This window comes from Ruminococcus flavefaciens (assembly GCF_900116855.1).
Lineage (GTDB): Bacteria > Bacillota > Clostridia > Oscillospirales > Ruminococcaceae > Ruminococcus > Ruminococcus flavefaciens_R.
In genome coordinates this window covers 103,455-128,932 of the sequence record NZ_UETD01000008.1, presented here as the reverse complement: position 1 = coordinate 128,932, position 25,478 = coordinate 103,455, and the positions used below count along the sequence as shown (strand labels likewise).

The window sequence follows — 25,478 nt, the reverse complement described above, 5'->3', positions numbered from 1 at the left end:
AAGAATATTTTGTTAATAATGTACATCTTATTGTGATTTCGTCCATTTTTACAATAGAAATACATACTAATTGTAAAATATGCAGTATAGAAAAGGAGAATAAACCGTCATATTTATGGTCAATTATACTGGAGGGAAAATATGCCAAGAAAAGGTGAAAACATATACAAGCGCCGCGACGGACGCTGGGAGGGAAGATATATAATCGGGTACAGCGAAAGTGGTAAGGCGAAGTATCGCTCTGTATACGGTCATAACTATACAGAAGTTAAAGAAAAACTCCTACCAATGAAAATATCTTCCGCTTCTTCAATAGTACCTTGTCATGTGACAGTCGCAGAGCTTTTTGGAGAATGGCTCTCGGTAGTGAAGCTTCGCGTCAAGCCATCAACATACGCAAACTATACTATGAAGGTCGAAAAGCATATCATACCTGCATTTGGCGGATTACGATATGATATGCTGACGGTGCAAATGATGAATAACTTCATTCAAGAAAAGCAGGATTTGGGGCTATCAGCAAAATATGTTTCCGACATTGTAATTGTCTTTAAGTCTATGGCTAAGTATACCGCTAAGATTCATGGATTTCGCAATATACTGGCAGATGTTGAACTCCCAAAGATGCACAGAAGTGAAGCTGTACTCCTTACACGAAATCAACAGTTGCACCTTTGGAGATATCTCCAAAGAAATCCGTGTACGACTTCGCTTTGCGTACTCCTGAGCCTTTATACCGGACTTCGTGTCGGTGAGGTCTGTGGTCTGATGTGGAGAGATATAGACTTTGAAAAGAGCGCTTTAACCGTCAGATGTACAGTGCAGCGGATACGAAACGGCAATCACAGGACAATTATTATAGCTGATAGTCCAAAGGGCCGGACTTCCAAGCGCACTATCCCTATACCAAAATTTCTTATAAAGCTGCTGCGGTAATCCCGTAGCAATGAAAATTGTTATATTCTCTCAGGCTCAAACCATATTATTGAGCCTCGTACCTTACAGCGGCGCTTCAAATCCATTCTGAAAAAAGCTGATTTGCCGTCAGTAAACTACCATTCTCTGCGCCATATGTTTGCAACCAACAGTCTACAGGCAGGCTTCGATGTAAAAACGCTGTCAGAGATATTGGGACATTCCAGCGTTGAAACTACTATCCCCGTTCCAAATAGTAACACAAAAAACACGCAGTACCTACCGATAGTATAATTCAAATAATATAAGTGCTTCTCAGATAATGGGAAGCATTTTTTTCGCAATAGTAGAATAATGTTCGGTTTCTAATTGACTATTTGCACAAAATATGATATAATAAAAAGATAAATAACGAACGACTGTAAATATAACAATTAATTATTTTCACCTGTGAAAGAGGTGTTATATGGGAAAAGAGTATACGAAACAGCATATTGTTCCATCTTGTTATATTGCAAACTTCGGAGCAAATGGTAACGAGGGCAGAAAGAGCAGTATCTATTACTATTTAAAAGAAAAAGGAATTTCAGGATGCGGTTGTGCAGGAGACTTTCCAGTTGAAGGCAATTATTATGATATACCGGAATTAGGTGAAAACAAGAAAATCCTTGAGCTGCTTTTTCAGAAAATTGAAACTGATTTATCGGATTTGTTGAAAGAGCTAATATGTTCCATAACATTTGAGAAAAAAGATCGTAAGGGATGTTATGTTGATTATCCTCTTTCAAAGCGACAGGCATTAAGTGCCCAATTTGCGATGCAAATACAGCGCACTAATTTATTACGTAAGCAGTTTGAGTACATCTATGATCAATTAAAAGCCCATGTTCCTTGTGGTTCTATTCCTGATTACGACAAGTCAGACTATAAGAGGTTGCAGAATACTCAAATCTTATCTTTTGATTTAGCTCATTTTTATGCCAATATATTCAATGACAAAAAATGGGTTATTATAGTCAATCACACAGAATTACCGTTCCTTACATCTGATAACCCGTTAATAGCAGTAAATCACGGTAAGAATGTCCATGTTTCGGCTGCATCTGATGATCTCACATATTACATTCCGATTTCGCCGTTATTTGCTATTGAGATGTATCCTAAATCTGTTAAATGGAACGATTTATTTTGCTTTGATGAGTACGATGTTAAAAATATAGCTCTTTACAATATGTATATTGAACGTGAATGCACAAGAATGCTTTTCTCTAATAAGGACTTTGGCTTCATTAAAGAGCTTTTGGACAAAGAATTATCTTGAAAGGATTAACTATGGGATTAACGTTTATAAATCACACAGGTAATTTATCTGTTCTAAAGCACAGAACTCTTCCTATGATTATGACAGGTGAGTTCGATTTTTTTAGATGTATCGAATTTGATCCAAGTATGTATGGCAAGACTGTGAGTGAACTTCATGCAGGAAATCTTCGTCTTAGCAGAACTGATAATCGTTATTCAAATTTATTTCCGGGGCAGAAACTCTCATATTGGGCTGATAGCCCTGAAACAAGCCGAGCTGAGATCAAACGATGGGGATCAGGGAATAATATTATAACATTTTGGGCTTATGATGATGGAAGCAGTTTTATTCCAACGGTTTATCCACGTAAGGAGTTACAAATAATTGATGGTACTCAATTGGAGTTCAATAAAATACTGAAGAAACTCGAAAAACACGAGCGCATAACAAAAGGTGAAAGAGAGCTTATAGATGAGATTGCTTATCAGGAGCCGGATTGTTTAGCATATGAATCAGAGGCTCGCAAAGGAAGTATGAATTTTCTTTTCTTTGAACATGGCTTCAAGAAATTATCATTAAAAGAAGTAAGGTTACGTCTTGGAGATGAAAAGGGAAAGAATCATAACAGGATTGTATGTGCCGATACAAGCGACTATTCTCCAAAACTGTATTCCTATGGAGATATGTTCCTTCCCATTGCTCGTCTAGGTAAAGACGAGCAATACAATGAGACTGATGAGTTTAAATTGCGTTTGCAGGTGTATATGGACGAGATACAACGTATAGTAGATGAACGCCCAAAAAAGAATTCGGAGGATTGATTATGTATAAACTCGATGATTTGTTTAAAGACAGTATTCATAAGGGAACATTGTTTTCAAATGAGGCAATAAGTGCAATCGAAGCAATGATTTTTATGAAAAAGGTAAAGGGAAATGATTCGCCTTATATAAAGTGTCAGGTAAGAAATAAAGATATAAAACTCACTCCTGAAGAAGCTGTACGTCAGCTATATATCTATTCGCTTGTACATGATTACGGCTACTCTGTTGATCAAATGGAGCTTGAACGCCATATACATTTTGGAAGAGAGGTTAAGCGAGCTGATATTGTTGTATTTGAGAAGGATCATCCTAATACTGAATACATAATAATAGAGGTCAAAAAGCCCAAGCTTTCTGACGGAAAAGAACAGCTCCGCTCATACTGCAATGCTACTGGTGCAACAATGGGCGTATGGACTAATGGTCAGTCAATTTCTTACTATCACAGAAAAGATCCAAATTATTTTGAGGATATCCCTAATATCCCTAACTCTACACAAAAGCTTAAGGATATTCTTACCGAGCGTTGGACGATAGATGATCTTGTAGCAAAAGATAAGCTTGTTAATGAGAAGAAATCGCTGAAGGGACTCATCGAGGAAATGGAAGATGAAGTTCTCGCAAATGCTGGCGTAGATGTTTTTGAGGAAGTATTTAAGCTTATCTATACTAAACTATATGATGAAATGGAAAGCGGCAGAGATCACTCAAGAACTTTAGAGTTCCGTAATTACGGTGATACTGATGACGATCTCAAAGCAAATATACAAAAGCTTTTTGAAAAGGCAAAGAAAAAATGGCCAGGGGTTTTTTCTTCAGACGAAAAAATCACTTTGACTTCATCGCACCTTTCTGTCTGTGTATCCTCCTTACAAGATGTTAAGCTTTTCAACTCAAACCTTGATGTTGTGGATGATGCCTTTGAATATCTTATGAGCAAATCTCAGAAGGGCGAAAAAGGACAGTTCTTTACACCAAGATATGTCATAGATATGTGCGTTAGAATGCTTAATCCTACTAAAGATGAAAAGATGATTGATACAGCTGCAGGATCATGTGGTTTCCCTGTACATACCATTTTTTATGTCTGGAAGAAGATACTTGCTGAAAAAGGGCTGCCTCAGAGCCATCTTTTTACAACTGAAAAGAAGCCTGCGGAATGTGAAGACTATGTTCAGGAAAACGTTTTTGCTATCGATTTTGATGAGAAAGCTGTGCGTGTTGCAAGAACGCTCAATCTTATTGCCGGCGATGGAAGAACCAATGTTATGCATCTTAATACTCTTGATTATGAGAGATGGGATGATGTCACTAAACAGGAAGAGTGGCAGGATAAGTATTATGAGGGCTGGAAGGGGTTACGCAAACTTCGTGCAAAGAAAGATGAAAACCGTGATTTCCAGTTCGATATTGTAATGGCAAATCCGCCCTTTGCAGGTGATATAAAGGAAAGTCGTATCATCTCGAAATATGAATTAGGCAAGAATGCTAAAGGAAAATATCAGTCTAAAGTAGGCAGAGATATTCTGTTTATTGAACGTAATCTTTCTTTTTTGAAGCCCGGTGGCAGAATGGCTATCGTCCTTCCGCAGGGAAGGTTTAATAACTCAAGTGATAAGTATATCCGTGATTATATTACAGAAAATTGTCGTATTCTTGCAGTTGTCGGACTTCACGGAAATGTATTTAAGCCTCATACTGGAACAAAGACTTCTGTTTTATTTGTTCAGAAATGGGACGATGAACTCTGCCCGAAAAAAGATGATTATCCTATTTTCTTTGCTACTATGAAAAAGCCGAGTAAAGACAATTCCGGTGAGAAGCTTGTGAGGGTAGATGATCAGGGACAGATCATTCTTGATGAACACGGACATTTAATCGTTGATCACGATCTTTTCAATCATGATGGATTAACAGAAGACGGTATTGCAGAAGCTTTTGCTGAATTTGCTAAAAAGGAAGGTTTAACTTTTTTTCAATAAGCCCATCCATTGAACCTTTCAATGAAGCAAAATATAATGCTTTAATGGATGGGCTGGAATGTAAAGAGCTTTTATTTAGTATAGTTAAGAAAGCCAACAAATCGACACGTTTCGATCCGGAGTATTATTCTAAACTTGCATTGAGTACAGAGAGCTTTATTCTAAGTAAACCTCATTATTTCCTTGACGCGAGAAATGTTGTAAGCGGTCCTTTTGGTTCAACATTGAAAAGCTCGTCATACTTGGAAAAAGGAGATGTTCCATTTGTACGAATAGAGAACATAAAGGGAGGCTTTTATATTAGCCGCAGCAACCTTGTATACATATCTTCATTTGATAATAGCCGTATTGCTAATTCACAGCTTTCGGAAGATGACATTGTTCTATCAAAGGTTGGAAACTCGATTGGTTTTTTTGCGAGGGTTGATTCTGTATTAAAAGGATGCAATATAAGCGAGAACAATATTGGCATTAAACTTGAAGGTTTTTCCACAGCACAAAAACACACCATGCTTACTTATTTCAACTCTAAATATGGTCAAATTCTTCTTTTAAGGAGAAGAAGCGGAAATGCTCAACCAAAGTTGAATGTTGATGATGTTTGTTTTATTCCAATTCCAGTATTTGGAGAAGTTTTTTGTGAGAAGATCAGCAATATTATCATTCAAAGCGAAATGCAAATGCATCAGTCTCAGGATATATATGAAAAGGTTTCCAATTATTTGTTGTCTGAATTAAAATATGATGTAGCTACAATATCTACTAATACTATTGTATCAAAAGATATATCAAATTCATTTATGGTGTCTGGAAGATTAGATGCCGAATACTATCAAACAAAATATGAAGATGTAACAAGAATAATTAATACATCAAATACGGTAGAGAATTTATGCAACATATATGATAGGAGCTTTACACCTCTAAACAATTCATATTATCAATATATAGAACTTGCGGATGTTGGACTTAATGGTGTAATCGATGGTGTAGAAACTATCTGTGGATTCGATTTACCAACAAGAGCAAGGCGAATTGTTAAAACAGGACAGGTTATTATTTCATCAATTGAAGGATCGTTACAAAGCTGTGCACTGATACCTGATGAATATAATAATGCATTATGCTCTACAGGCTTCTATGTTATAGATTCTAATGTAATGAATTCTGAAACCTTGTTGCTACTGTTCAAATCAGAACCTATTCAGTTGCTTATGAAGCAAAGATGTTCTGGTACTATACTGACAGGTATTTCAAAGAATGAGTTTTTGAAGATGCCATTACCTCTTATTGACGAAGACGTTCAGAAACACATTGCAACAGAAGTTCAGGAATCATTTGCTATAAGAAAACAGTCTCAGCATTTAATTGACACTGCCGTTCATGCAATTGAATTGGCAATAGAAACTGAGGAGGATGCTGCATTAAAATGGCTCGAAACACAGGTGGACTAAATTATGCAAATTGAAAAGAAATACGAACAATGGAAATCCATTACGGAATCTGATTTTGTTACGCTTTTTATCAAAACATGGTTTACATATATTGCTACACTAAGAGAGCTTAATCCAGATGTTTCTGTTTTCACTGAAGATGGTATGCCGAGAGGCGATAAGCCGTTTCTAAATGCATATAAAAGCGGTATTATGCCGATTGTTCAGAAACGGATGAATTCAGATGAAACGTTGGACGAATTATATCGGCTCTATCCTGTTGCAATGAAGAAGGTTTTGGAAGTTTTTCCGCAATACTTTTTTCAGACTTTTTATATTTTGAATAGGGAGTTTAAATATGCAGATAAAGACATACAAAAGGATGAGAACGGAAAACTAAAAGAACGCTATCAGGTTAGCTTGCATATTTGTGATCAGTGGATTATCAAGGTATATATAGGTTTATCTGGATATTATAGAACAACATCTTACAATGAAGAAATCAAATTTGATATAGATACCCGTGATATTTTTAAACATACTACTGAATACATAAAAGCAAATAAGAGTATAGATGAACTTTCCATTCTAAAAGAATTATATGATAAACTACTTGAAAAGATAGGTGATAAATTATCTAACAAGGACTATACAAATAAATACAACATAACTATATGCAGAAAGATACAATCACAACTTAACCGTTTCTTTACAAGTATTCGACTTAATTTCGAGAAAAACTATCGGTTCCCAAATGAAATAAACGGCATTTATGAGATTAACACTTATGCCGTTTTCAAGCAATTACCGTATAATTTGTTTTCCAAATCTTATATTGATGGTTTGACTAATAAAGAACAATATTTTTATCATCGGCTTTTACAAACTAATGGAATTGAGTGGTTTGCAAGTTTTGTATATTCATTAAGAAACGCTCTATTTCATGAAATAATAAGTCCTCTCGATGAGGATTGGCAGCTTATTTTCAAATCAGCATATCTTATCCTTAAAAAGATCAGCGATATTTGCATTGATACAATTTATAGGATTTTCTCATTAAGTGAAATTGATGAAAATCCAATAATAGAATATGTAATGAATAACCCCATAGATTGTGTGAATCGTCTTGCAGATCATGTTGAAATATTAGAGGTATCACAAATATCAATAACTCATTTTGAATTCGACAATTCGTTGATCACAGTATCGGGAATAATTAAGCTTAAAGCAAAGCTTCAAAAGGGTGAATCAGATGACATTAGAGAAGAAACAGGAGAAATACTCTCTGAAGAACCTGTAGTAATAAGTTTTGAGGCAAAACTATATGATGATACTCTTGAAATAATGAGTTCTGATAATGGACAAAAAGAGATAACGTTTTCTATAGCAGGCACATAATAATCATAAAGCATCCTCTCGAATAGTTTCTGAAAGGATGCTTTTCTTATTGTTTTAGTTTATAAACTGTCAGTTCAGATAGCATTGAGAAGTATTTCTGTCCTCGGAATGGAATAGCCAAAGCTCTGCATTTCTGCAAAGCCTTTATGCGCTGCTTATTCGTCCTCGTCGCTGCACTCGCCAAGAACGTTCAGGAGCTGAATGTATACGCACTCTGCTCGGTCGTGTTCCTCGCCCTCGGTAGTCATCATGAGTTCAAGGAAATATGCCTTTGCTTCCTCATAGTCCGTCCAGACCTGTCTGTTATCGTTGCAGACGGTAGTGACCTTGCGTGATCTTGGCATTGCCAATTCAGGTGTTTTCAACATAGCTGATACCTCCAAATTTTTATCGTAGATTCAGTATATACCATAATCATGCAGGAGTCCAGCATATCGGAGTAATTGTAATAATTCTTGTGCAGGGCGCAGCAATAAATGTTTTTCCCTCAGTGCATAGCGCTTATAGCATAACAATGAATTATGCAACTATTTATCATCCGATTCGTTCATCGTTTGAAATAATCTTGAAAGTAGTATCTGAGAGTGATAACCTCCGTTTGCTCCAGTACCCTTAACTACTATGTAGTTCTTTTTAAGTATGTCAAATAAATTCGTCATTTCAAAGCAAGGATGCTTGGGAAAATTCAATAGATTATAAATGAACTTATCATCTGATAATTCATATACAACACCCTCTTCAAAAACAGCTTTACCAGTACCTATATCTTTTAAGCCCAAAATATCAGATGAAAAATCTCGTGTGACAAAGTAGATGTTCCAAATGCCAGTATATTCAGTTTGTTCTTCATCTTTTACAAAATTGACGAAATCAAAATCTTCTTCCAGCGCTTCAGGGATAGATAAAAATTTTCCAAAAATAGATTTGATTATTTGGAGTTTTGTTATAGGCTGAAAACCTTTTATGCTTCGAGGATCACCATCTGAATTAAAAAATTTCAAATACGCTTCATCATATTTTCCTAAGAAAGTATTACAATTCCTGCAAAGAGTTCTCGCCGTTCTACCTCTGGGATACAGCGTTTCAGAAAGCTGATTATCAAAAACATCATCTATAACATTTTCAAGTTTTTCACCACTTTTTACTCTGTTGCTTATTTCGCTCGACTGTATACTATCTATCATTTTAACAAGATCAAGTTTTACTATATCGTCATTACCTACACTATGAGCAGGATAGTGTTCTTCACTCATTTCTGATATTAGGAAACTTTTCCCACACAATCTGCAAATCATTATAATTCCTCCACACTGAAATACTATCATACAAAGGTATTATACCATAATTCTGATAATAATTCAATCATTGCAATTACTGGATAAGACGAATAGCATTTTTTCAATGCTTCAACTGCAAGACCTTCTTTTGCAGAAACAGCAGAGGATCAATGATCTGACCTGCAAGGCTCTCGACTTCCTCGATGTCTTCCTTGTAAACCTTGTTCGTTACATTTGCTCGACGGGCAATTTGGTTAATATTGTTTGCAACATTATTGGCGATGCGAGTGAGTTCCTTCAGCTCATTTTCGTTGACCTGAGCAATATATCCCTCAAAAATCATGGCTCTAACAAATGTGCTGAGACTGCTCATACCGCTGTTCTCAAACTTCTTCTTGATAGCCGCCATTTCTTCGGGGCTGACACGCACTTTCAGGTACAATGTACGCTTCTTTTCATCTTTCATTTTCTTTTGTTCTCCTTTTTTATTTTTATCAATTCGGGGTCGTAGGGGCAGCGCCCTCTGCCAAGCCTTGTGAAGTGTGTGTAGTCGCATTTTGCGCCCACACTTCACCGTGCTTGCTACTCTAGTTTCGCCCCTGTGGGGCGAATGTCATTTCCGAGCTTTTCGGCTCGGTCTTTTTTCTCGATTCCGAGAATTGGAGCTGTGCGACTTTCTCTATATCGTCGCTCCCCATTATCAATATAGCGCACTTTCCCGATCACGTCAATAATAAATTTCAGATTTTTATGTTCGCTCAAAATCGCTTCGTCAAAATGCCCGGATAGCGTAAACGGCGTAATAGCGTACTTTCAGTTTTTTGAATCGTAAAATTCCCCGGTTTATTGTTAACAAGCTATGAACAAAAGTTTGTGCGCAATGCGGCTTGTATTTCAAATGTAGAGCGCGCTATAATTGGATCATGGCAGTTGAGCTTCGTTCACTCGGCTCTGCCTGCTGAGAACAAAAAATGAAAGGTTGTGATTTTTCTATGGGCATCTATACAGAAAAGAGAGATCAGCTCATTGAGAAGATCAAAGGTTTGGAAAAGCGTATCGCCAGCGATACGGCTAAGAAGAAAACGCTGGAGGACAAGCTGAAAGAAGTTTCTCGTCTGGCGATGGCGGAGGAATACAACTGCAAGCCTCGTGAGCTTGACGAGATCATCACCTCGGAGCATCAGCTTTTGGAGAAGCTGAGAGCCAGCGGTCTGTCCGATGATGAGCTTCTGAAACTGGTCGGCGGCGGAAATGCTGAAAATGAGAAGACCGATACCGCCGATCTTCCCGCTGACTTCGGACAGCAAATGAGCTTTTCGGATAAAGCGAATCCCTATGAGGATTAAAACTATCCGGTAACAAAAAATGTAGCCGTAAAATACTCAGTCGGCTCAAAACACTGAGCCGACCTTACGGCTATTATGAGGGTGAGAGATAGAAAGCGAAGCCCTCGACTCTAAAGCATAGAGACAGAGAAGCTAAAGGAGTAAAATTCGCTATGAATAAAAATGATACTGCCGTAGAAAGAGAGAAGGCAGGAAAGATGTTTGAGCTGAACGAGAAGTACAAGGATTTCCCTGAACGTGTCTCGGAATATGAGATCGACGGGAAGAAGTACATCGTTCACAGCCGCTTCGTCGGAGAGAAAAATATCGACGAAGTGATCAGCAGGCTCGCCTTTGAAAGAGCCGTAAAAGAAACACTGGCGTAATTTTGTCGGCAAGGCATTGACTATACTGGCATTTTGCGCTATACTGAAGATGTCGGTATGGTACTGCTTTGATTTGAAAGGAGTTACTATGGCAAAGCAGACCATTTATAATGCAGGAATTTACGTCCGCCTCTCGCAGGAGGATATGAGAGCCGGCGAATCCCTGTCAATAGAAAACCAGAAACTTATCCTCACCAAGTATGTCAAGGAGCAAGGTTGGAATCTTGTGGATACCTACGTCGATGATGGTTGGAGCGGTACGGACTTCGACAGACCTGCGGTGCAGAGATTGCTGTCTGATGCTCAGTCGGGAAAGATCAATCTTATCATCTGCAAAGACCTCAGCCGTTTTGGTCGTAATTATATCGAAGTCGGCAGATATGTGGATTACATTTTTCCAAGTTATAATATCCGCTTCATTGCACTGAATGATAATGTGGATACCGCAAGCAAGGATACCTCCGCACTTGATATGATGCCGATCGTCAACTTGTTCAACGAATGGCACGCCGCTTCTATGAGTAAGAAGATCAAGGCAGTTATCGAAGCCAACGCAAAGGCAGGCAAGTACCGCACGACCTGCGCTCCGTTCGGTTACACGAAAGGCGATGATCCGAATCATCTGCCTGTGATCGATCCCGATGCCGCACCTATCGTCCGCAATATCTTTGAAATGCGTGCAAGCGGTATCAGTCCGCACCACATTGTTGATAAGCTCAATGAGGACGGTGTGCCGATTCCCTCTGATTACTACTACGCAAAACTCGGCAAGCCCAATCCTCGCCGTACAAGACATATGTGGAGTCCCGAAACGGTACGGCAGATACTTCACAACTACACCTACCTCGGACATCTTGTTCAGCTCCGCACAAGAACGGTCAGTTACAAGAATCACAAGGTCATCAAAAATGATGAGGAAGATATGATCGTTGTGAAGAATACGCACGAAGCTATTGTTTCTCAGGAGCTTTGGGACAGGGTGCGTGAGATGGAGCAGTCTGTATCGCAGGGCAAACGTAACAGCAGCGGATATGTTGCAAATCTCAGCGGTTTGATCTACTGTCAGTACTGCGGAAACAAAGTAAGGCTGTGTTGGAACAACACCCGTCATCAGCGTGGCGGTCCTCGTGAATTCTATCGTCACAACTTCAACTGCACATCATATCTGAAATACGGAAAACGCTATTGTCCGAGTCACTACATCAAGATGAAAGACATGGAACGTATCGTGCTTGAAGATATTCGCAGCCTTGCACAGCTTGTTGTAGAGAACGAGGAAAAGGCAAAGAAGGATTTCCTCGCTCGCAAAGCGAAGTACCACGAAGAACAGTATTCCGTTGACACCAAGAAGCTGACAGAAGGCAGATACCGCTTGCAGGAGCTTGACACGGTGATTCAGAACATCTATGAGGACAAAGTCCTCGGCAAGGTGTCAGAGGTCGTGGCGATGAAGCTGATAGCGAAATATGAAGCAGAGCAGAAAGAGCTGTCGGCAGAAGTTGCTGACCTTGAAGAAAAGTTCGCAACGATCAGGCAGGACGAGGAAGATGTGGCTATGTTCATAGAGCGACTGAGAAAGTACACCAATGTGCAGGAGCTTACCCGTGAGATGTGCTTGGAGCTTATCGAGTATACCACCCTTGATGCCTATGTGGAGGGACAGCCCCGTGAGATCTACATCTACTACAAGCTGCTCGATGAACCGCTGAAAGACAAGAGAAGCCTGTTTTAAGGCTTATTTACGTTGCTTACACACCATACGAAAGTGTGTTACTATTTGGCAAGGGGACTACACTAAATCGTTATGTTCACTCTTCTATGGAACGCAAGAGAGCTTGTATGGAACTTATAAAATCATTGCATAAAAATATTAGCCGTCAGTATTAACGTCAAAATGCATATTCTTATCGTAAAATCCGATAAAACGGATCTATTGCCGTAAATTCAAGAAATTTGCGACTTTTTTATTGCAAAAAGCACTATCATAGTCGTAATTCAGGCTATATATAATTATAGTCTAAATTACGACTATTTTCAAGTAGTCGAGTATATTTTATAATGGTATTGGTGATATTTTTATGATTACATACAAGCCATTATGGGATACTATGAAGAAAAAAGGCGTTTCTACCTATACGCTGATCAATAAATACAACATCAGCAGCAGTACGATACACCGCCTGAGACATGATCAGGGGGTAACCACTCAGCTGATAGATGACCTATGTGGAATTCTTAATTGCAATGTTGAAGATGTTATAAAATATGAATCGTCTGACGAAAGCAAATGATTGTTATCGTCAGACGATTTTTTACATAATAAAAAGGAGCATCTATTGTATTCGTTACTTGAGATAAACTTAAATCAGTTTTTCTCGGATATCGATTAATCAGAAATACGAATATAACGAAGAATATAAGCTTGATGAACGTTTCGAAGTTAAAACTCAGAAGAGCAGGCTCAAAGAGCTTTTGGAAGACTAAGGTTTTAGATGCTTAAATAAATATACAAATATAATATCGAATTATTAACAGTTGATGTGTAGAAAATTACAATTACTATTGACAAATAGACGAATAATATGTTATAATTAAACCAAGAAAGGGGGGAGATGCCTATGTATATTAACAAAATTATTTGTCAATATGCTGATGATGAGGATGACGCTAACAACACAACGTGTTGGAGTTCTCTCAAGCCTGTTGACGAGATGGACATGGACGATATGGAGGCTATCTTCAACGAGTACATGTAACCATATAACCATAAAAAGAGGCTGGTGATCTTAGATATCACCAGCCCTTTTATATTATATAGAAAGCAGAATTAATATGTCTGTAAATAACATTGCTTCGTAATTGATAGGGATTATTTACAAAGAGAGCGTTGTTCTGATTTGCTGTACTGATATGTGTTGACATTTGCGTTTGAGAGTGATATAATCAAAATATAAAACGCAAAAATATCAATATTTGCGTTTTACCTTGGAATACTATTACGTGTTGACTCAATGCATATTGGAGTTTGAGCTTCAGATAATAACAACGGCACTGTCAGAAGGAGATGAGATATATGTCAAGGAAAACACTAAAAGCTCTATTCCATATGGGAGCTAAAGAATACAAAGATGAGTACAACAGCAGGTATAACGCAGATACGACAATACACCTGAATGTAACTATCGGGAATGACTCTGCTTTTATCTGTCAGACTCCTGAGATATACAAACAGATTATTTCGATAGAGCGTTTGGACAAGGCTGTTGACGCTGTGGCTAATACACTTCCTCAGCTTGCAATATCTCAGTTCACTTCCAAGTGTCTTATAGACGAAATACTTCTTACCAACAACATCGAAGGTGTTCATAGTACAAGAAAAGAGATCGGTGAGATACTTCAGGATCTGTCAACGCGAGATAAACGCAACCGATTCGTTGGACTGGTTGCTAAGTATGCTGCGCTGGAAGATAAACAAACTATGACCTTTAAGACTTGTCAGGACATACGCAAGGTCTATGACGATATCTTCTACGAAGAAATAAAGGCAACTGATCCTGAGAATTTGCCTGATGGTGAAATGTTCCGTAAATCCGGCGTTGAAGTACAGTCAGCTACTCAGAAAGTTATCCACAAAGGATTATCACCAGAGAGTAAGATAATCGATATCATGAACCAGAGCCTTACTGTATTGAACAATGATGATATTGATATCTTCATCAGGATAGCTGTATTCCACTATCTGTTCGGATATATACATCCATTCTACGACGGTAACGGCAGAACGAGCCGATTCATCAGCAGCTATCTGTTATCACGTCAACTCAATCATCTGATAGGATACCGACTTTCTTATACTGTAAAAGAGAATATTTCAAAGTATTATAAGGCTTTTGAGGTATGCAACGATGCACACAACAAAGCTGAACTTACGCCGTTTGTGGAGATGTTCCTGAATATAGTGGAGATATCGCTGCAGCAGCTGCTGGAAACTCTTGAAGAAAAGAAGTATAAATGGGAATACTACTGTCAGCGTATCGGCATCTTACCAAATGCCGAAAAGACCGATATTGCTCATTTGTACGAACTTCTGATTCAGGCAGCATTATTCTCTAATATCGGTATCTCCCGTGAGGAGCTTCTTAATGAACTGAAACTGTCAGAGAATACATTACGGAGCAGGTTAAGGCTTATTCCTGAAATTCTGCTCATTGAGAATCGTCAGAAAGGCAGGAAGTATTATCTTCTTGATCTTGATGAAGCAGATAAACTTTTTGAAGAGTCATAATGAATGTGCCGCCATTAATGGCGGCACTTTTTTCTATGTAATTATGATTGATCACCGGCTTCTTTTGCCTTTTTTAACTGCTGTGTCTTTTCCTTTATTATGATATGCAAAGCCTCTGATTCATCCTCTTGCGTAATACCGTCCGCTCTCATCTTTTTGGTTTCTTCACGCTCATATTCTTCGCTGACGGTTTCTTCAATACTTTCCAGAACCTTAGTAATATAGCCAAGAAATGTTTCTGGGTGTGAGTCAAGATCCCAGAAAAGTTCGATCTCGCCGTCCTCCAATGACAGAGCAAGTCGTTCACTTGTCATACCGACATAACTCATTGCAAGATATCCATCGGGAGTGTATTGATCGTTTGCACCTATATCCTCAAGTCCATATATCGCCTCGTCTTGACTGTCAAACTTTATCGTTCCTGTCAATCTGACAAATTCTTTGTATTCCTGTGGGAGCATAAAGCCAAGATCAGTTTCAAACGCAATTATCTCTTCTTCAGTTGCAGAACGACCGAAGGTCGCGTATGTGTCATATCCGTAATTATTTTCAAGTATCTCGGCAGCTCGTCTTATCCTCTCAACACATTCCTTAACACTTTCCGGTTTTTGGCAAGTGTTGACAGGACAATTTTCCATTTTCTTTTTAATTCTTTCAACAAGAGCGTCCATTTCTCTTTTTACAGTTTCAGGATCCTTTGCATCACGCTCTTTCTGATGTTTTATCTTATCTGCTTCATTTTCCAGTCTTTCCAGCAGACGGAATATCTCGTTATCGAATAATGTAAATGTAAAACCGGAGCCACCCTGCATGGAATAAGCCTTACCATCAAATTTCGATATACCGACTCTGTATGTTGATCTGTCAATAAGACATACTGCATAGAACCTGTCAGGGACGTACTTATCATAAATACCAAATCTGTCTGTTCCGAGGACTTCAGTATCTATAAACTTAGCACCGTTTGCGATCATCAGAAATTCTTTGTATTTAACGGGAAGAACGATATTCAGCCTACTTTCAAGTGCTGCTATTTCCTCTTCTGAAGCTGGAGGAGAAAAATAGAAATTCTCCTTAGATAAGCCACCCTCGCTGCAAAGGTATTCACATACTTTTACCAGACGTTCAAAACAGTTGTGAAAGCTTGTTGGCATTCTTTCATATGAGAACATATTGTATTACTCCTTTTGATGGTATTGGAATTGTATTCTGGGGTATTCTGATTATTATTATACGTGAAATCGCTCTCATAGTCAAGTTGAATGAAATGAGGGACAAGAGTTTTTTAAGTCAACTCGCATACAAATGGTTCGATGTATTTTCTTATGAAATCAGCTCTGTCCATTACAGTAGGCTTGAAATAGGACGCTACCGCAAAAACGATATTCTTTTCGGGATTGATATAAATTACGTTTCCGCTGTTCCCGAGAGCAGCGTATATATTCTTTTCACGGTTCAATATCCACCACAGATAGCCATATTCCATGTCCTGCCAGTTCTGATTTTCAATAGCTCTGGGACAAGTCATTTCTTCTATCCAACTTGCTGAGATTATTCGCTTTCCGTTATAAACGCCTTTGTTCAGGCAAAGCTGCCCTATCTTAGCCATATCCTCAGCCGACATACAAAGTCCGTATCCGGGAGTTCCAAGACCGTCTGTATCGCTGAACCAGACGTTTTCTTTAGGAGTTTTCTCTATCGTAAACTGCTTATGTTCTTCAGCTGTTTCAGCATAATAGTTTGTGTGCGTTTTGATTCCCAGCGGTTCAAAAAGATACTTGTTAGCGTAATCAACAGTCTTTATATTTGTTGCCTTGTATAGTATTCCAGTAAGGATATGCAGGCACACCGTCTTATAGTTGAACTCGTCTGTCAGCCCGTTCCTTCCACCGAGAAAGTCAAGTGAAGCGTATGTCCAGTTATCACTTGAACACACCTTTGACCACGGATCACCCTTGCCTTTATATGGGGCTCTCATTGTCAGCAGATGCTTGATAGTAACATCGTATATGGTCTTTTCGCCGCGTTTGACTTTATAATCAGGGAAATAGTCCAGAACTTTGTCATCAATACTTCCTATCTTTCCTTTATCAAGGGCAATACCTATAAGCAGCGACATAATGCTTTTTGTAGCGGACATTATATGTACGCAGTCGTTTTTCTTGTAATCATGCCATGTGTCGCTGTAGACCATTTTGCCTTCTTTGTAAGCGCAGATCTGGCAGATGTTGCTCTCATTGCCCTTGCTTTCCTCAATATATCTATGAAGTTCGTCTTTGGTCATAATATACCTCCGCATAATTAGAGTCTGTACATTCGATCGAAGTTTCATACAGTATCTTTATTGTAGCAATATCATTTTTAATTGTCAATACTTTTTTCTAAACAAGGGTGAACCTAATACATGAATCATCATATGGAGGATAAATGCTTGTACAAGAATTATTCGTGTAGATATCTGCTGATATCTTTAATATTATTCGCGGATTATTACACGAATAGATTCTAAATTAATGCAGTAATTGACACGAGAAGTAATTCTAATCTGAACAACTGTGAGCAAATAAGTGATTGAAAAATACATATTCTCATGATATAATGAAGAAAATATGTTTTCACACAAGTGGGGGAGAATAATGGACAGAATAAAGAGATCACTTAAGAATATTAATGGAAGAATGTTCCTTGCTTTGCTTATAATGGGACTTTGCCCGACGCTGTACACAACGCTGCGAACCTTTTTCCTCGGACAGCTTCCCGGAGATTGGTCCTACTCAATAGCAGGACAGCTTTCGTGGGTAAACCTGCTGTATGAGGTCATAAACGAGGCAATAGTCCTGCCGCTGTACTTTTTTATGGGGCAGGCTGTTTCGGATAAAAAGGAGTACTCCAACAGGATACGAAGCGGACTGCTCGTATCACTGGGAATATATACGGTTTGCTCCGTTCTTGTGATGATATTTGTTAATCCGCTGCTGAGATTCATGGCAGTATCACCTGATATATTATCGGAGTCCGCAAGCTATATCAGGATAGAATGTGTAGCAAATATCTTTGGCATACTGTATAGCTTCATCAGCGTAGCTCTTATTACCATAGGAAAGGATAAGCTGGTCTACGCAATAACCGCTGCAAAGCTTATGCTCAGCCTGCTCCTTGATACATTACTTGTTTCAACGCTGCCTGTATCGCTGAATTGCGGTGTTAACGGCATAGGTATTTCCAACATAATCTCAAATCTTATCTTGTTCATCATAGCTGCTGTACTCATTAGCAGATGCGGCTATCCTCTGTTCAAGAAGGGAAATCTGTCCTTTACGTGGATGAAGGACTTCCTCAAAATTGGCGGTATCTCAGGACTTGAATCCTTTGTGAGAAACATAGCTTATATGCTTATGGTCTCGCGTATGGTGAATATGGTCGGAGAGCAAGGTACATACTGGGTAGCAAATAACTTTATCTGGGGATGGATGCTGCTGCCCATAACTCAGCTTGGGGAGCTTATAAAGCAAGAGACTGCCAAGGACAAAAATGCTGTAAAGAATAATACGCTTGGCTATTTTACGATAACCACTATAACCTGTCTGATATGGGTGATAACAATTCCACTGTATAAGCCGTTTATGCAGCATATTCTCGGATATAGCGACGTAGATAAACTGTTCAGGCTTGTAATGGTATTGTTCGTATTCTATGTTCTGTACGCATTCCAGAATGTATTCGACGCAACATTCTACGGCAGGGGAAAGACCAACTATATGCTTTTCGAGTCTGTAGTGACCAACAGTGTTTATTACGGAGCGTTCTTCATTCTTTACCTCTGTGGAATATGGAAGCCTACGCTTATTGGTATTGCTCTAATGTTCGGCTGTGGAAATGCCTTTGATACAGTGGTATCATATCTTGCGTATCGCCATTTTCTTAAAAAAGAGAATATCAGAGCATGATCTGAAATTAACTGTGCCGCCTTTTGAGGCGGCACTTTTTCTGTTTTATTACGTTTGCTTGTCGACTTATTCTCTGTAGAATGGACTAAGGTTGATAAAGAGCTGATTGATCTCATCATCCGACAGTATATCCCCCTTAATAAGATACTCCAATAATTCCTCCTGTCGTGGTTGTCCGAGAGCAAGTCTGTAAAGAGAAAGAATTTTTATAAGCCTTTCATAAGTATTCTGATCTCTGCTGAAAGGATACATAGGTACAATTCGTTCGATTTTCACCATATCTTCTGTGCTTTTCAGTCCCCAGAATGGTATCAGATCAGAACCGTTGGCGGCCTTTTCTTCAGAACAAGCTTTTTTGAACATTTCGTTCCAAACATCTTTGTTGAAGCGAATATCACTATACCTTTTAGCGATATTTTGTCTGATGGCAAGACATTCAAAGCGATTGATCCTTCCTTCTCTTTGCTCAATATCTATAGGATTTGAGGGGAGATTCCAGTGAACTATCCTGCGGCAGTAATTATGAAAGTCAAGACCTTCCTGACCTATCGAGGTAGAAGCAAGTACAAATGGACGGAATGGCGAATTAAACGCATTTCTTACGCTTTTTTTACGATCATGATCACTCTTATCACCTTCGCCTTTAGTGAAAGAAACAGCAAAATGAGTTCTCAGCTTAATGTCTTTATTTTTTCCTGTTCTTACATAATTGACAAAGCTATCATAAGTATCAACTGAATAAGAAGCTGTTCTGACTATCATTGAATCAAGTACTATCTTGTGTAATTCTTCAACATTGACATTTCCTTTTTCAAAGTTATTGCTCATAAGATGTACATATTCATCGAACATTGCCTGGAAGTTTCCATCTTTACAATATGTCAGTACATTCTCCCAATGTGCATCATCTGACTTTTTTCCGGTTGATAGCATGATAACTGCTGTTGATTCAGGAGTATTCATCCTGTTGATAAACTGCCTTGCAATTTCGCTTGGAAGAGAACTGTCTATATCTTTGGTTCTATTGTAATACTGTTTGTATGTGCGATAAGCGCAAACAGCAGGCGATGCTATAGCCATTTCAGTAAGGATTTCAATAAGGTCATCAGGCATTTTTCCAAGCTTTTCATTATGCGGCGGATAATATAGGTCATAATATAGACGTTTGTATTCTGAGATATGTTTCAAATATGCACTTCCGCTTGTTTCATCATCGCCCTTTTTCTTATTATCTTTGGCAGCCCATTCTTCGCATTCAAGCCAACGATTTACGTATTTAAAATCATCCATCAATAACGGTGCCATATAATACCAGCGAGCGTCGGCTCTTCCGTCTGAACTACCTTTCAACTTGCCCAGTTTCTTCGATATCTTCTCTTTAATTGATTCTTCGATCTGTTTCAGTGTCATATTGTGGCGCAGACAGTACATAGGCTCATAGCAGTTAGCTAAGAACTCTGATGGATATATAAGGCAGAACAGAGTCATAGCAGTGGGTTTCTTTTCACGCACGGCAAAATTCAAGCGAGCCATAGGATAGCGCTTATTGCCTGATAAGAAATACTTTGCTTCACGCTCAGGGTTCTGTTTAGCAATTTTTCCTGTAGTTTTTCTCTCGGCTTCGTAGGATAAGAGCGTTGAGAGCATACGTGGCACCATTTCCCATGATGAGAATATAAGTGTTTTAGAGAAGTTTTCTGTATTTTTGAATACTCCGTCAGGTGGATAATATGGCAGAGAAGGCGGTACCCATAACAGAAGTTCAGCATTGCAGCTGAATACCTTATCCATGATACGGTCAAGCCTTGCGTTGTTATTAGGGATCTTATCAAATTTATCGATCGTTCTCTTATTCAACCAGAACGTTTCGCGTTTCATTTTAGAAACTTCATCAGGATTCTGTTTGAAGTGCTTTTCAATAACTTTCTTCAGCTTATAGTCATTCATAAATGACATAAGATATGGAGCAGATTTTACAAAATCGACAGGTGTACTGTATGTTTCATCAATTGAGCTCAGCAGCTCCTGAATTTGGAGATATGATTTGATATCAGCTTCATTGACATCTAAAGGTACTTTAACATCAGAATCATCTATCATATCAGCACTTTGATGTTCAGAGAGGCGCTCAGTACGGCAGATTCGTTCATACAATGCGTTTTCTGCATTCTTCTTGACCTGAAGTATGGCTGTGTCACCCTTGACAAGCTCTTTGAGCTTAACGGAATAATCCTTCCAGATTGTCTGAAAATCATCAAAAGAACTTCCGGTATCATTGCATAGGAATTTTATTACATTGAAGAACTCGTGATAATGCTCATCAACTTGCTTTTCATCTATTTCTTCTATTGTAGAATACATTTTATATGGGGTAGCTGAAAGGAGCAGAATACGGAGTTCATTATTACTTGAATTAAAGAATTTTTTAGCAAGCATTGAGATTTCTGTTTCTTCATCTGAACTTATAAGGTATTTGAAACGCTGAAATTCGTCCATTATGACCAGATCGGGTTTGAGTTTTTCAATGCTTATCTCTGCGAACATATGCCTGAGTTTTCCAATGATGTGTTTATTGTAATCCTCGCCTTTTCTGATGCGTTTTAGCTCATTCTTTAATTCGTCAAGGTATGAACGATCATTTTCTCTTATGATCTTCATTTCTGTGCCGACTTTTTCTTTCATATACTTCAGATATTTTCTTTTTGACTGTTTATCGCATTTCTCAACTTGTTGTATGTAGTATTCTCTGCACCAGTTATCCCATGCAGAATAAGCACGATTAGCCATTAATTCATCAAGCTCGGGAGTATAGCTTTTTAATTCGGGAATATGTCGCAGAATAGCAAACATAAGAGCACGTTCCGAAACAGTACCGCAACCTGAAGTCATGCGAAAGGAAGTATCCGGAGTAAGAGGTATCAGTTGTATATACCTCTGATGAAGGTCAGGATCACTTTCTTGTTCAAATATCTTTAAATGCTGCATTGAAAGACGGGATGAACTTGTATCGTCTGTTGTTATTTCAGTGGCGATACGAAGTTTGCGTAGGTTCTGATCTGCAATAGTCCCATTTGAGCATATATATACAACCTTAACGAGATCATCGCCTTCTTCTTTTCGTAACTTTGCAAATTTAGCGATAGTTCCTCTGGCTATAAGCGTTTTGCCTAAGCCGACTTCGTCTGAAACAAGAATACGATTCTGCCCTTTTCTATATAGATCATCTATTCTTTCGACAGTTGCTTTCTGAAAATCCTTTAGTCCGGACATTACATTTGATTCAATGCTTTCAAGTTCATTAGCAATATTTCTCATTACAGTTTCACCGCCTTTTTGAATGTGCTATAAAGCTTTTCAAATTCTGGAATAACATTGTCCTCTGCGATAGAGTCTATCAGGTATCCTATTTCCTTTAATTTTTCAGGTGATATTGCTGCTGTTTTCAGCATTTTTTCATAAAGCGACGGAAGCATGACCGGCTTTCGGTTATCTCCTGATGCAGTGCCGCTAAGATCCATGTTTTCGATTTCGAGAGAGCTTGAAACATAGTTATCACCAAGAAGAAATGCGATATATCGATAAAATGCTTCCTTGTTGTTTATTACATCAGCAACTATTTTTCTCTCGCGGTCTTCCGGTATTCCTTCTGTGTCGATCTTGATCACTCTGCAAACGCTTTCATCTGTATTGCTGACCTTAACTTTATAGAATTCGGAAAGCTTTGTAAGCTCTATATCCTCGAAAATGACCTCTTTCGACAGCACCGCAGTTTTCTTTGATAATAAAGGCGATATTTCTATAGCAATATCTTCAGGGGAATGCGGCAAAGATTCAAAAGACACTGTTAGCCTGTATCTTTCGCCGGTTTCTTCAGCTATGGCATGATGCGGACATCTGCACAGTTCTTTTATGTATTTATCAAGCTTAGGAGATTCTTCTTCTTTTGCGCCTTCCGGAGGATATACCTCTATGAATGGATTTTCACCATCTGAAACGTTGAATAAAGCTTCCTTCATTTTATCGAGATTCAGATAACGATTTTTGCTGGATAGCTTTATCATAAATTCAATATTACCATACAAAGCATTTTGAGAGGCGTTAAGCGATCCAAGGTACAGTTCTGAACTACTGCCTTTTCGAGTCATATACAGTTTAGCATGAATATCATGTTTGGCAGTTACGGTGTCACTTTCTTCAGATATTACCGATTCTCCGTCTATAACTTCGTCTCTAAGAGTATATATTGAGAAATTACTGCAATCATCATCTGAAAGCTTTGCAAGGGAATCAGCGCGTGTTATGAGTATATTACTATTATGATCACAGGAGGCATTATCATTAAGCTGTCTTATAACTCTTTTGCTGAGGAAAGGTGTAATAACAAGGAGCTCGTCAAAACGTTCATTGAATAGCGAGTACTGTGAAGCAGTAATATCATATTTGCTGTTCTTACCCTTTGGAATGCCAACAGGTATAAATTCAAAGTCATTGAATTCTTTGGATTGTAGATCAAAAGCGATGTATGGAAGCTCTTTTATAATAGCTTCGATCTTCTTTCGTTTATTATTGGTCATATCACTATCAGGGAAATTAATAAGGAGATATTTTAAAAAGTCGCAGACAGGGCTGTTTTGGGAACTTCGTTTGCTGCTTTTTTCTCCTTCCATAGAAAATGTTACATCCCAGCTTTGATCAAATGTAAGATTTCTGCTCATAACAGCTATTCTGTATTTGACAGCTCCTGTTTTACAATGAAGAAATCTCAGAAGCCAGAATTTGGGATGAAATGAAGGATAATGAGACAAGCCCTTAACTTTTTCAGTTATTATCTGATATACCATCTGCTCAAGGAGTATATACAGTGGAGACGGTTTGCTGGGGAGATGTATCTGTCCGCCTTCGCAGAATAAAGCGATATTATCGCCTGTAAGTCTCAGAGCTTCAAGCAGACATACAGGATTATGTACAAGATCACTGTCTGTTTCGGCACCAAGTCCCAACGCCAGAGATATTCCTACAAGTGCATCAAGATCCAGGGAATATGTTGTTCCTATAGCAAAATCAAGCTTATAATTCTCAGGGCATGAAAGAAGTTCACCATAATCTACACGGTCCTTATTAGGTTCAAGCATTTGCAGTCACCTCACCATCAAATATATCCTTTATTATGCGTCTTGCAATATAGAAGCGGTAATCTAGATATCCTCCACCGTACCAGCCTTGTTCGAGTTCGCCCGGATGAGTAGTTTTAGCGCGATTATCGCCTTTTAATGATACCTCTCGTTTTATTATAAGCTCTTTCATCTTTTCGGTATTACTATGGTGCATATATGCCTTTAGTGTGTTCAGGAAGGAAACAAGACTAATATCTTGTATTTTTAATAGTTTATATATAGCTTCAAGGTCAACTTCTGCAATATCTGAAAGGTTAGGGGATAAGAGTTCTAATTCATTAAATGCATCTGAATTGTGTTCATCAATAATAATATTGAACAGTACTCTCGCAACATAAACGAATTCAGAAAACTTCGCTGCAAGATAATAATCATCCTGCATACTTGTAGGAAATGAGCTGATAATCGAATCTATATCGAAAAAACTATCCAGCGCAACAAATTCCTTTATATCATGATTTAATATGTATCCAATCATACTGTCAGGGCAGCTTTTGATAATTTGCTGTTTCAAAAATGTAGACTCATCTTGTGTAAGCTCCATCGACAGTGTATCAAAACATTTTTCTTTGTAAGTGGGGATATTCCAGAAGCTGTTGTATGAGAGATCATCAGGATGATCGTCATCGTGATCTTTATCATCAGAAATATCATTTGCATTTCCAAGCGAACGTATGAAATTCTTTGATAAGCGTTGGTGACTTGTTGCACTTATGTATTCATCTCTTGACATTTTCCCGCCTGTAAAGATTCCATATCTACGCAATCCTGCCCAGTAAATGTCGGACGGAGAGCGTTTGACCCAGTGCCCGGCATTTAATGAACGTTTGCCTATAACGCCTTCTTCATTTGCATTGTTTTCAAGAAATTTATATCCACATTGCTTTTCGCTTTCTTCAAGCTCCTTCTTGAATGCGGAATTATTAAGATTGCCGTTTTTTTCTAACTTCCTCATGGCATAAGGGACTATAAAGAAATACTTTGCTCTCGTCTGGATAGTAGATGTACCGGGAAAAAATATGTTTGCGAAACCATCGCGAATCGGTGAGATACCAAGCTCATCCAAAGTCCCTTGCGGAACAAGTAAGTCCAGAATACTCAGCACTTTGCTGCGATCTGTATTTGAAAAATCAATCCAACCTAATTGCATAATATCACTCCTAAATTGAAAAAACAGGTTCCTATTCTTTAATTGTAACACTATTTACCAAACAGCTTCAAGGTGATTT

20 protein-coding genes and 1 pseudogene are annotated in these 25,478 nt (G+C 38.4%); 13 read left to right on the top strand and 8 right to left on the bottom strand.

All coding sequences use genetic code 11. The features are described from left to right. Window positions 1-141: 141 nt before the first annotated feature. From DSZ37_RS17990 to DSZ37_RS09615, 6 genes and pseudogenes are all read left to right on the top strand, one after another. Window positions 142-1,209, top strand: a pseudogene (locus DSZ37_RS17990) (tyrosine-type recombinase/integrase). 172 nt (window positions 1,210-1,381) lie between these two features. Continuing rightward, window positions 1,382-2,236 (top strand): DUF4238 domain-containing protein, encoded by an 855-nt coding sequence (locus tag DSZ37_RS09635; RefSeq protein ID WP_109726699.1) that lies wholly within the window; start codon window positions 1,382-1,384, stop codon window positions 2,234-2,236. Between the two features lie 11 nt (window positions 2,237-2,247). Next, on the top strand, window positions 2,248-3,039 hold the full coding sequence (locus tag DSZ37_RS09630) for a hypothetical protein (protein WP_109726698.1): 792 nt from the start codon (window positions 2,248-2,250) through the stop codon (window positions 3,037-3,039). A gap of 2 nt (window positions 3,040-3,041) precedes the next feature. Continuing rightward, a complete protein-coding gene (locus DSZ37_RS09625; RefSeq protein ID WP_109726697.1) occupies window positions 3,042-5,024 on the top strand; it encodes an N-6 DNA methylase in 1,983 nt (660 codons plus the stop codon). A gap of 44 nt (window positions 5,025-5,068) precedes the next feature. Further along, window positions 5,069-6,478: a restriction endonuclease subunit S gene (locus DSZ37_RS09620; protein ID WP_109726696.1), complete on the top strand. Its 1,410-nt coding sequence runs from the start codon at window positions 5,069-5,071 to the stop codon at window positions 6,476-6,478. 3 nt (window positions 6,479-6,481) lie between these two features. Continuing rightward, on the top strand, window positions 6,482-7,855 hold the full coding sequence (locus DSZ37_RS09615; RefSeq protein ID WP_109726695.1) for a hypothetical protein: 1,374 nt from the start codon (window positions 6,482-6,484) through the stop codon (window positions 7,853-7,855). A 155-nt stretch (window positions 7,856-8,010) separates the two neighbouring features. Here the strand turns inward: DSZ37_RS09615 and DSZ37_RS09610 are convergent, their stop codons facing one another. The 3 genes from DSZ37_RS09610 to DSZ37_RS09600 all read right to left on the bottom strand — a co-directional run bounded on the left by DSZ37_RS09610 (window position 8,011) and on the right by DSZ37_RS09600 (window position 9,598). Next, on the bottom strand, window positions 8,011-8,223 hold the full coding sequence (locus DSZ37_RS09610) for a hypothetical protein (protein ID WP_109726694.1): 213 nt from the start codon (window positions 8,221-8,223) through the stop codon (window positions 8,011-8,013). A 159-nt stretch (window positions 8,224-8,382) separates the two neighbouring features. After that, the gene (locus tag DSZ37_RS09605; RefSeq protein WP_109726693.1) at window positions 8,383-9,150 is read right to left on the bottom strand and encodes a hypothetical protein; all 768 of its coding nucleotides are present in this window, start codon (window positions 9,148-9,150) and stop codon (window positions 8,383-8,385) included. Between the two features lie 103 nt (window positions 9,151-9,253). Next, entirely contained in the window at window positions 9,254-9,598 is a 345-nt protein-coding gene (locus DSZ37_RS09600; RefSeq protein WP_109726692.1) for a plasmid mobilization protein, read from the bottom strand. Window positions 9,599-10,103: 505 nt separating this feature from the next. On the opposite strand from DSZ37_RS09600, the gene DSZ37_RS09595 reads away from it, so the two are divergent. From DSZ37_RS09595 to DSZ37_RS09575, 6 genes are all read left to right on the top strand, one after another. Then, window positions 10,104-10,478, top strand: a complete 375-nt coding sequence (locus DSZ37_RS09595) for a hypothetical protein (RefSeq protein ID WP_242978611.1) — start codon at window positions 10,104-10,106, stop codon at window positions 10,476-10,478. Window positions 10,479-10,630: 152 nt separating this feature from the next. Continuing rightward, entirely contained in the window at window positions 10,631-10,843 is a 213-nt protein-coding gene (locus DSZ37_RS09590) for a hypothetical protein (RefSeq protein WP_109726689.1), read from the top strand. Between the two features lie 88 nt (window positions 10,844-10,931). After that, complete coding sequence (locus tag DSZ37_RS09585) at window positions 10,932-12,575, top strand: recombinase family protein (protein ID WP_109726688.1); 1,644 nt, start codon at window positions 10,932-10,934, stop codon at window positions 12,573-12,575. Between the two features lie 346 nt (window positions 12,576-12,921). Further along, a complete protein-coding gene (locus DSZ37_RS09580; protein WP_109726687.1) occupies window positions 12,922-13,134 on the top strand; it encodes a helix-turn-helix domain-containing protein in 213 nt (70 codons plus the stop codon). A 327-nt stretch (window positions 13,135-13,461) separates the two neighbouring features. Beyond that, a complete protein-coding gene (locus tag DSZ37_RS17720) occupies window positions 13,462-13,599 on the top strand; it encodes a hypothetical protein (RefSeq protein WP_181380292.1) in 138 nt (45 codons plus the stop codon). Window positions 13,600-13,916: 317 nt separating this feature from the next. Then, on the top strand, window positions 13,917-15,128 hold the full coding sequence (locus DSZ37_RS09575; protein WP_109726686.1) for a Fic family protein: 1,212 nt from the start codon (window positions 13,917-13,919) through the stop codon (window positions 15,126-15,128). 41 nt (window positions 15,129-15,169) lie between these two features. Here the strand turns inward: DSZ37_RS09575 and DSZ37_RS09570 are convergent, their stop codons facing one another. Next, window positions 15,170-16,300, bottom strand: coding sequence for an SMI1/KNR4 family protein (locus DSZ37_RS09570; RefSeq protein WP_109726685.1), 1,131 nt, complete (start codon window positions 16,298-16,300; stop codon window positions 15,170-15,172). 113 nt (window positions 16,301-16,413) lie between these two features. Beyond that, complete coding sequence (locus DSZ37_RS09565; protein WP_109726684.1) at window positions 16,414-17,412, bottom strand: serine hydrolase domain-containing protein; 999 nt, start codon at window positions 17,410-17,412, stop codon at window positions 16,414-16,416. Window positions 17,413-17,764: 352 nt separating this feature from the next. On the opposite strand from DSZ37_RS09565, the gene DSZ37_RS09560 reads away from it, so the two are divergent. After that, window positions 17,765-19,075 (top strand): MATE family Na+-driven efflux transporter, encoded by a 1,311-nt coding sequence (locus tag DSZ37_RS09560; protein ID WP_109726683.1) that lies wholly within the window; start codon window positions 17,765-17,767, stop codon window positions 19,073-19,075. A 66-nt stretch (window positions 19,076-19,141) separates the two neighbouring features. On the opposite strand, the gene DSZ37_RS09555 is transcribed toward DSZ37_RS09560, so the two are convergent. The 3 genes from DSZ37_RS09555 to DSZ37_RS09545 are packed head-to-tail and all read right to left on the bottom strand — an operon-like array spanning window position 19,142 to window position 25,399. Next, window positions 19,142-22,390 (bottom strand): DEAD/DEAH box helicase family protein, encoded by a 3,249-nt coding sequence (locus DSZ37_RS09555; protein ID WP_109726682.1) that lies wholly within the window; start codon window positions 22,388-22,390, stop codon window positions 19,142-19,144. Beyond that, window positions 22,390-24,207, bottom strand: a complete 1,818-nt coding sequence (locus tag DSZ37_RS09550; RefSeq protein WP_109726681.1) for a phospholipase D family protein — start codon at window positions 24,205-24,207, stop codon at window positions 22,390-22,392. The genes DSZ37_RS09555 and DSZ37_RS09550 overlap by 1 nt, the downstream gene beginning before the upstream one ends. Then, window positions 24,200-25,399 carry a DUF6361 family protein gene (locus DSZ37_RS09545; RefSeq protein ID WP_109726680.1) on the bottom strand — a complete coding sequence of 400 codons (1,200 nt, stop codon included), beginning with the start codon at window positions 25,397-25,399 and terminating at the stop codon, window positions 24,200-24,202. The genes DSZ37_RS09550 and DSZ37_RS09545 overlap by 8 nt, the downstream gene beginning before the upstream one ends. Between the last annotated feature and the right edge of the window lie 79 nt (window positions 25,400-25,478).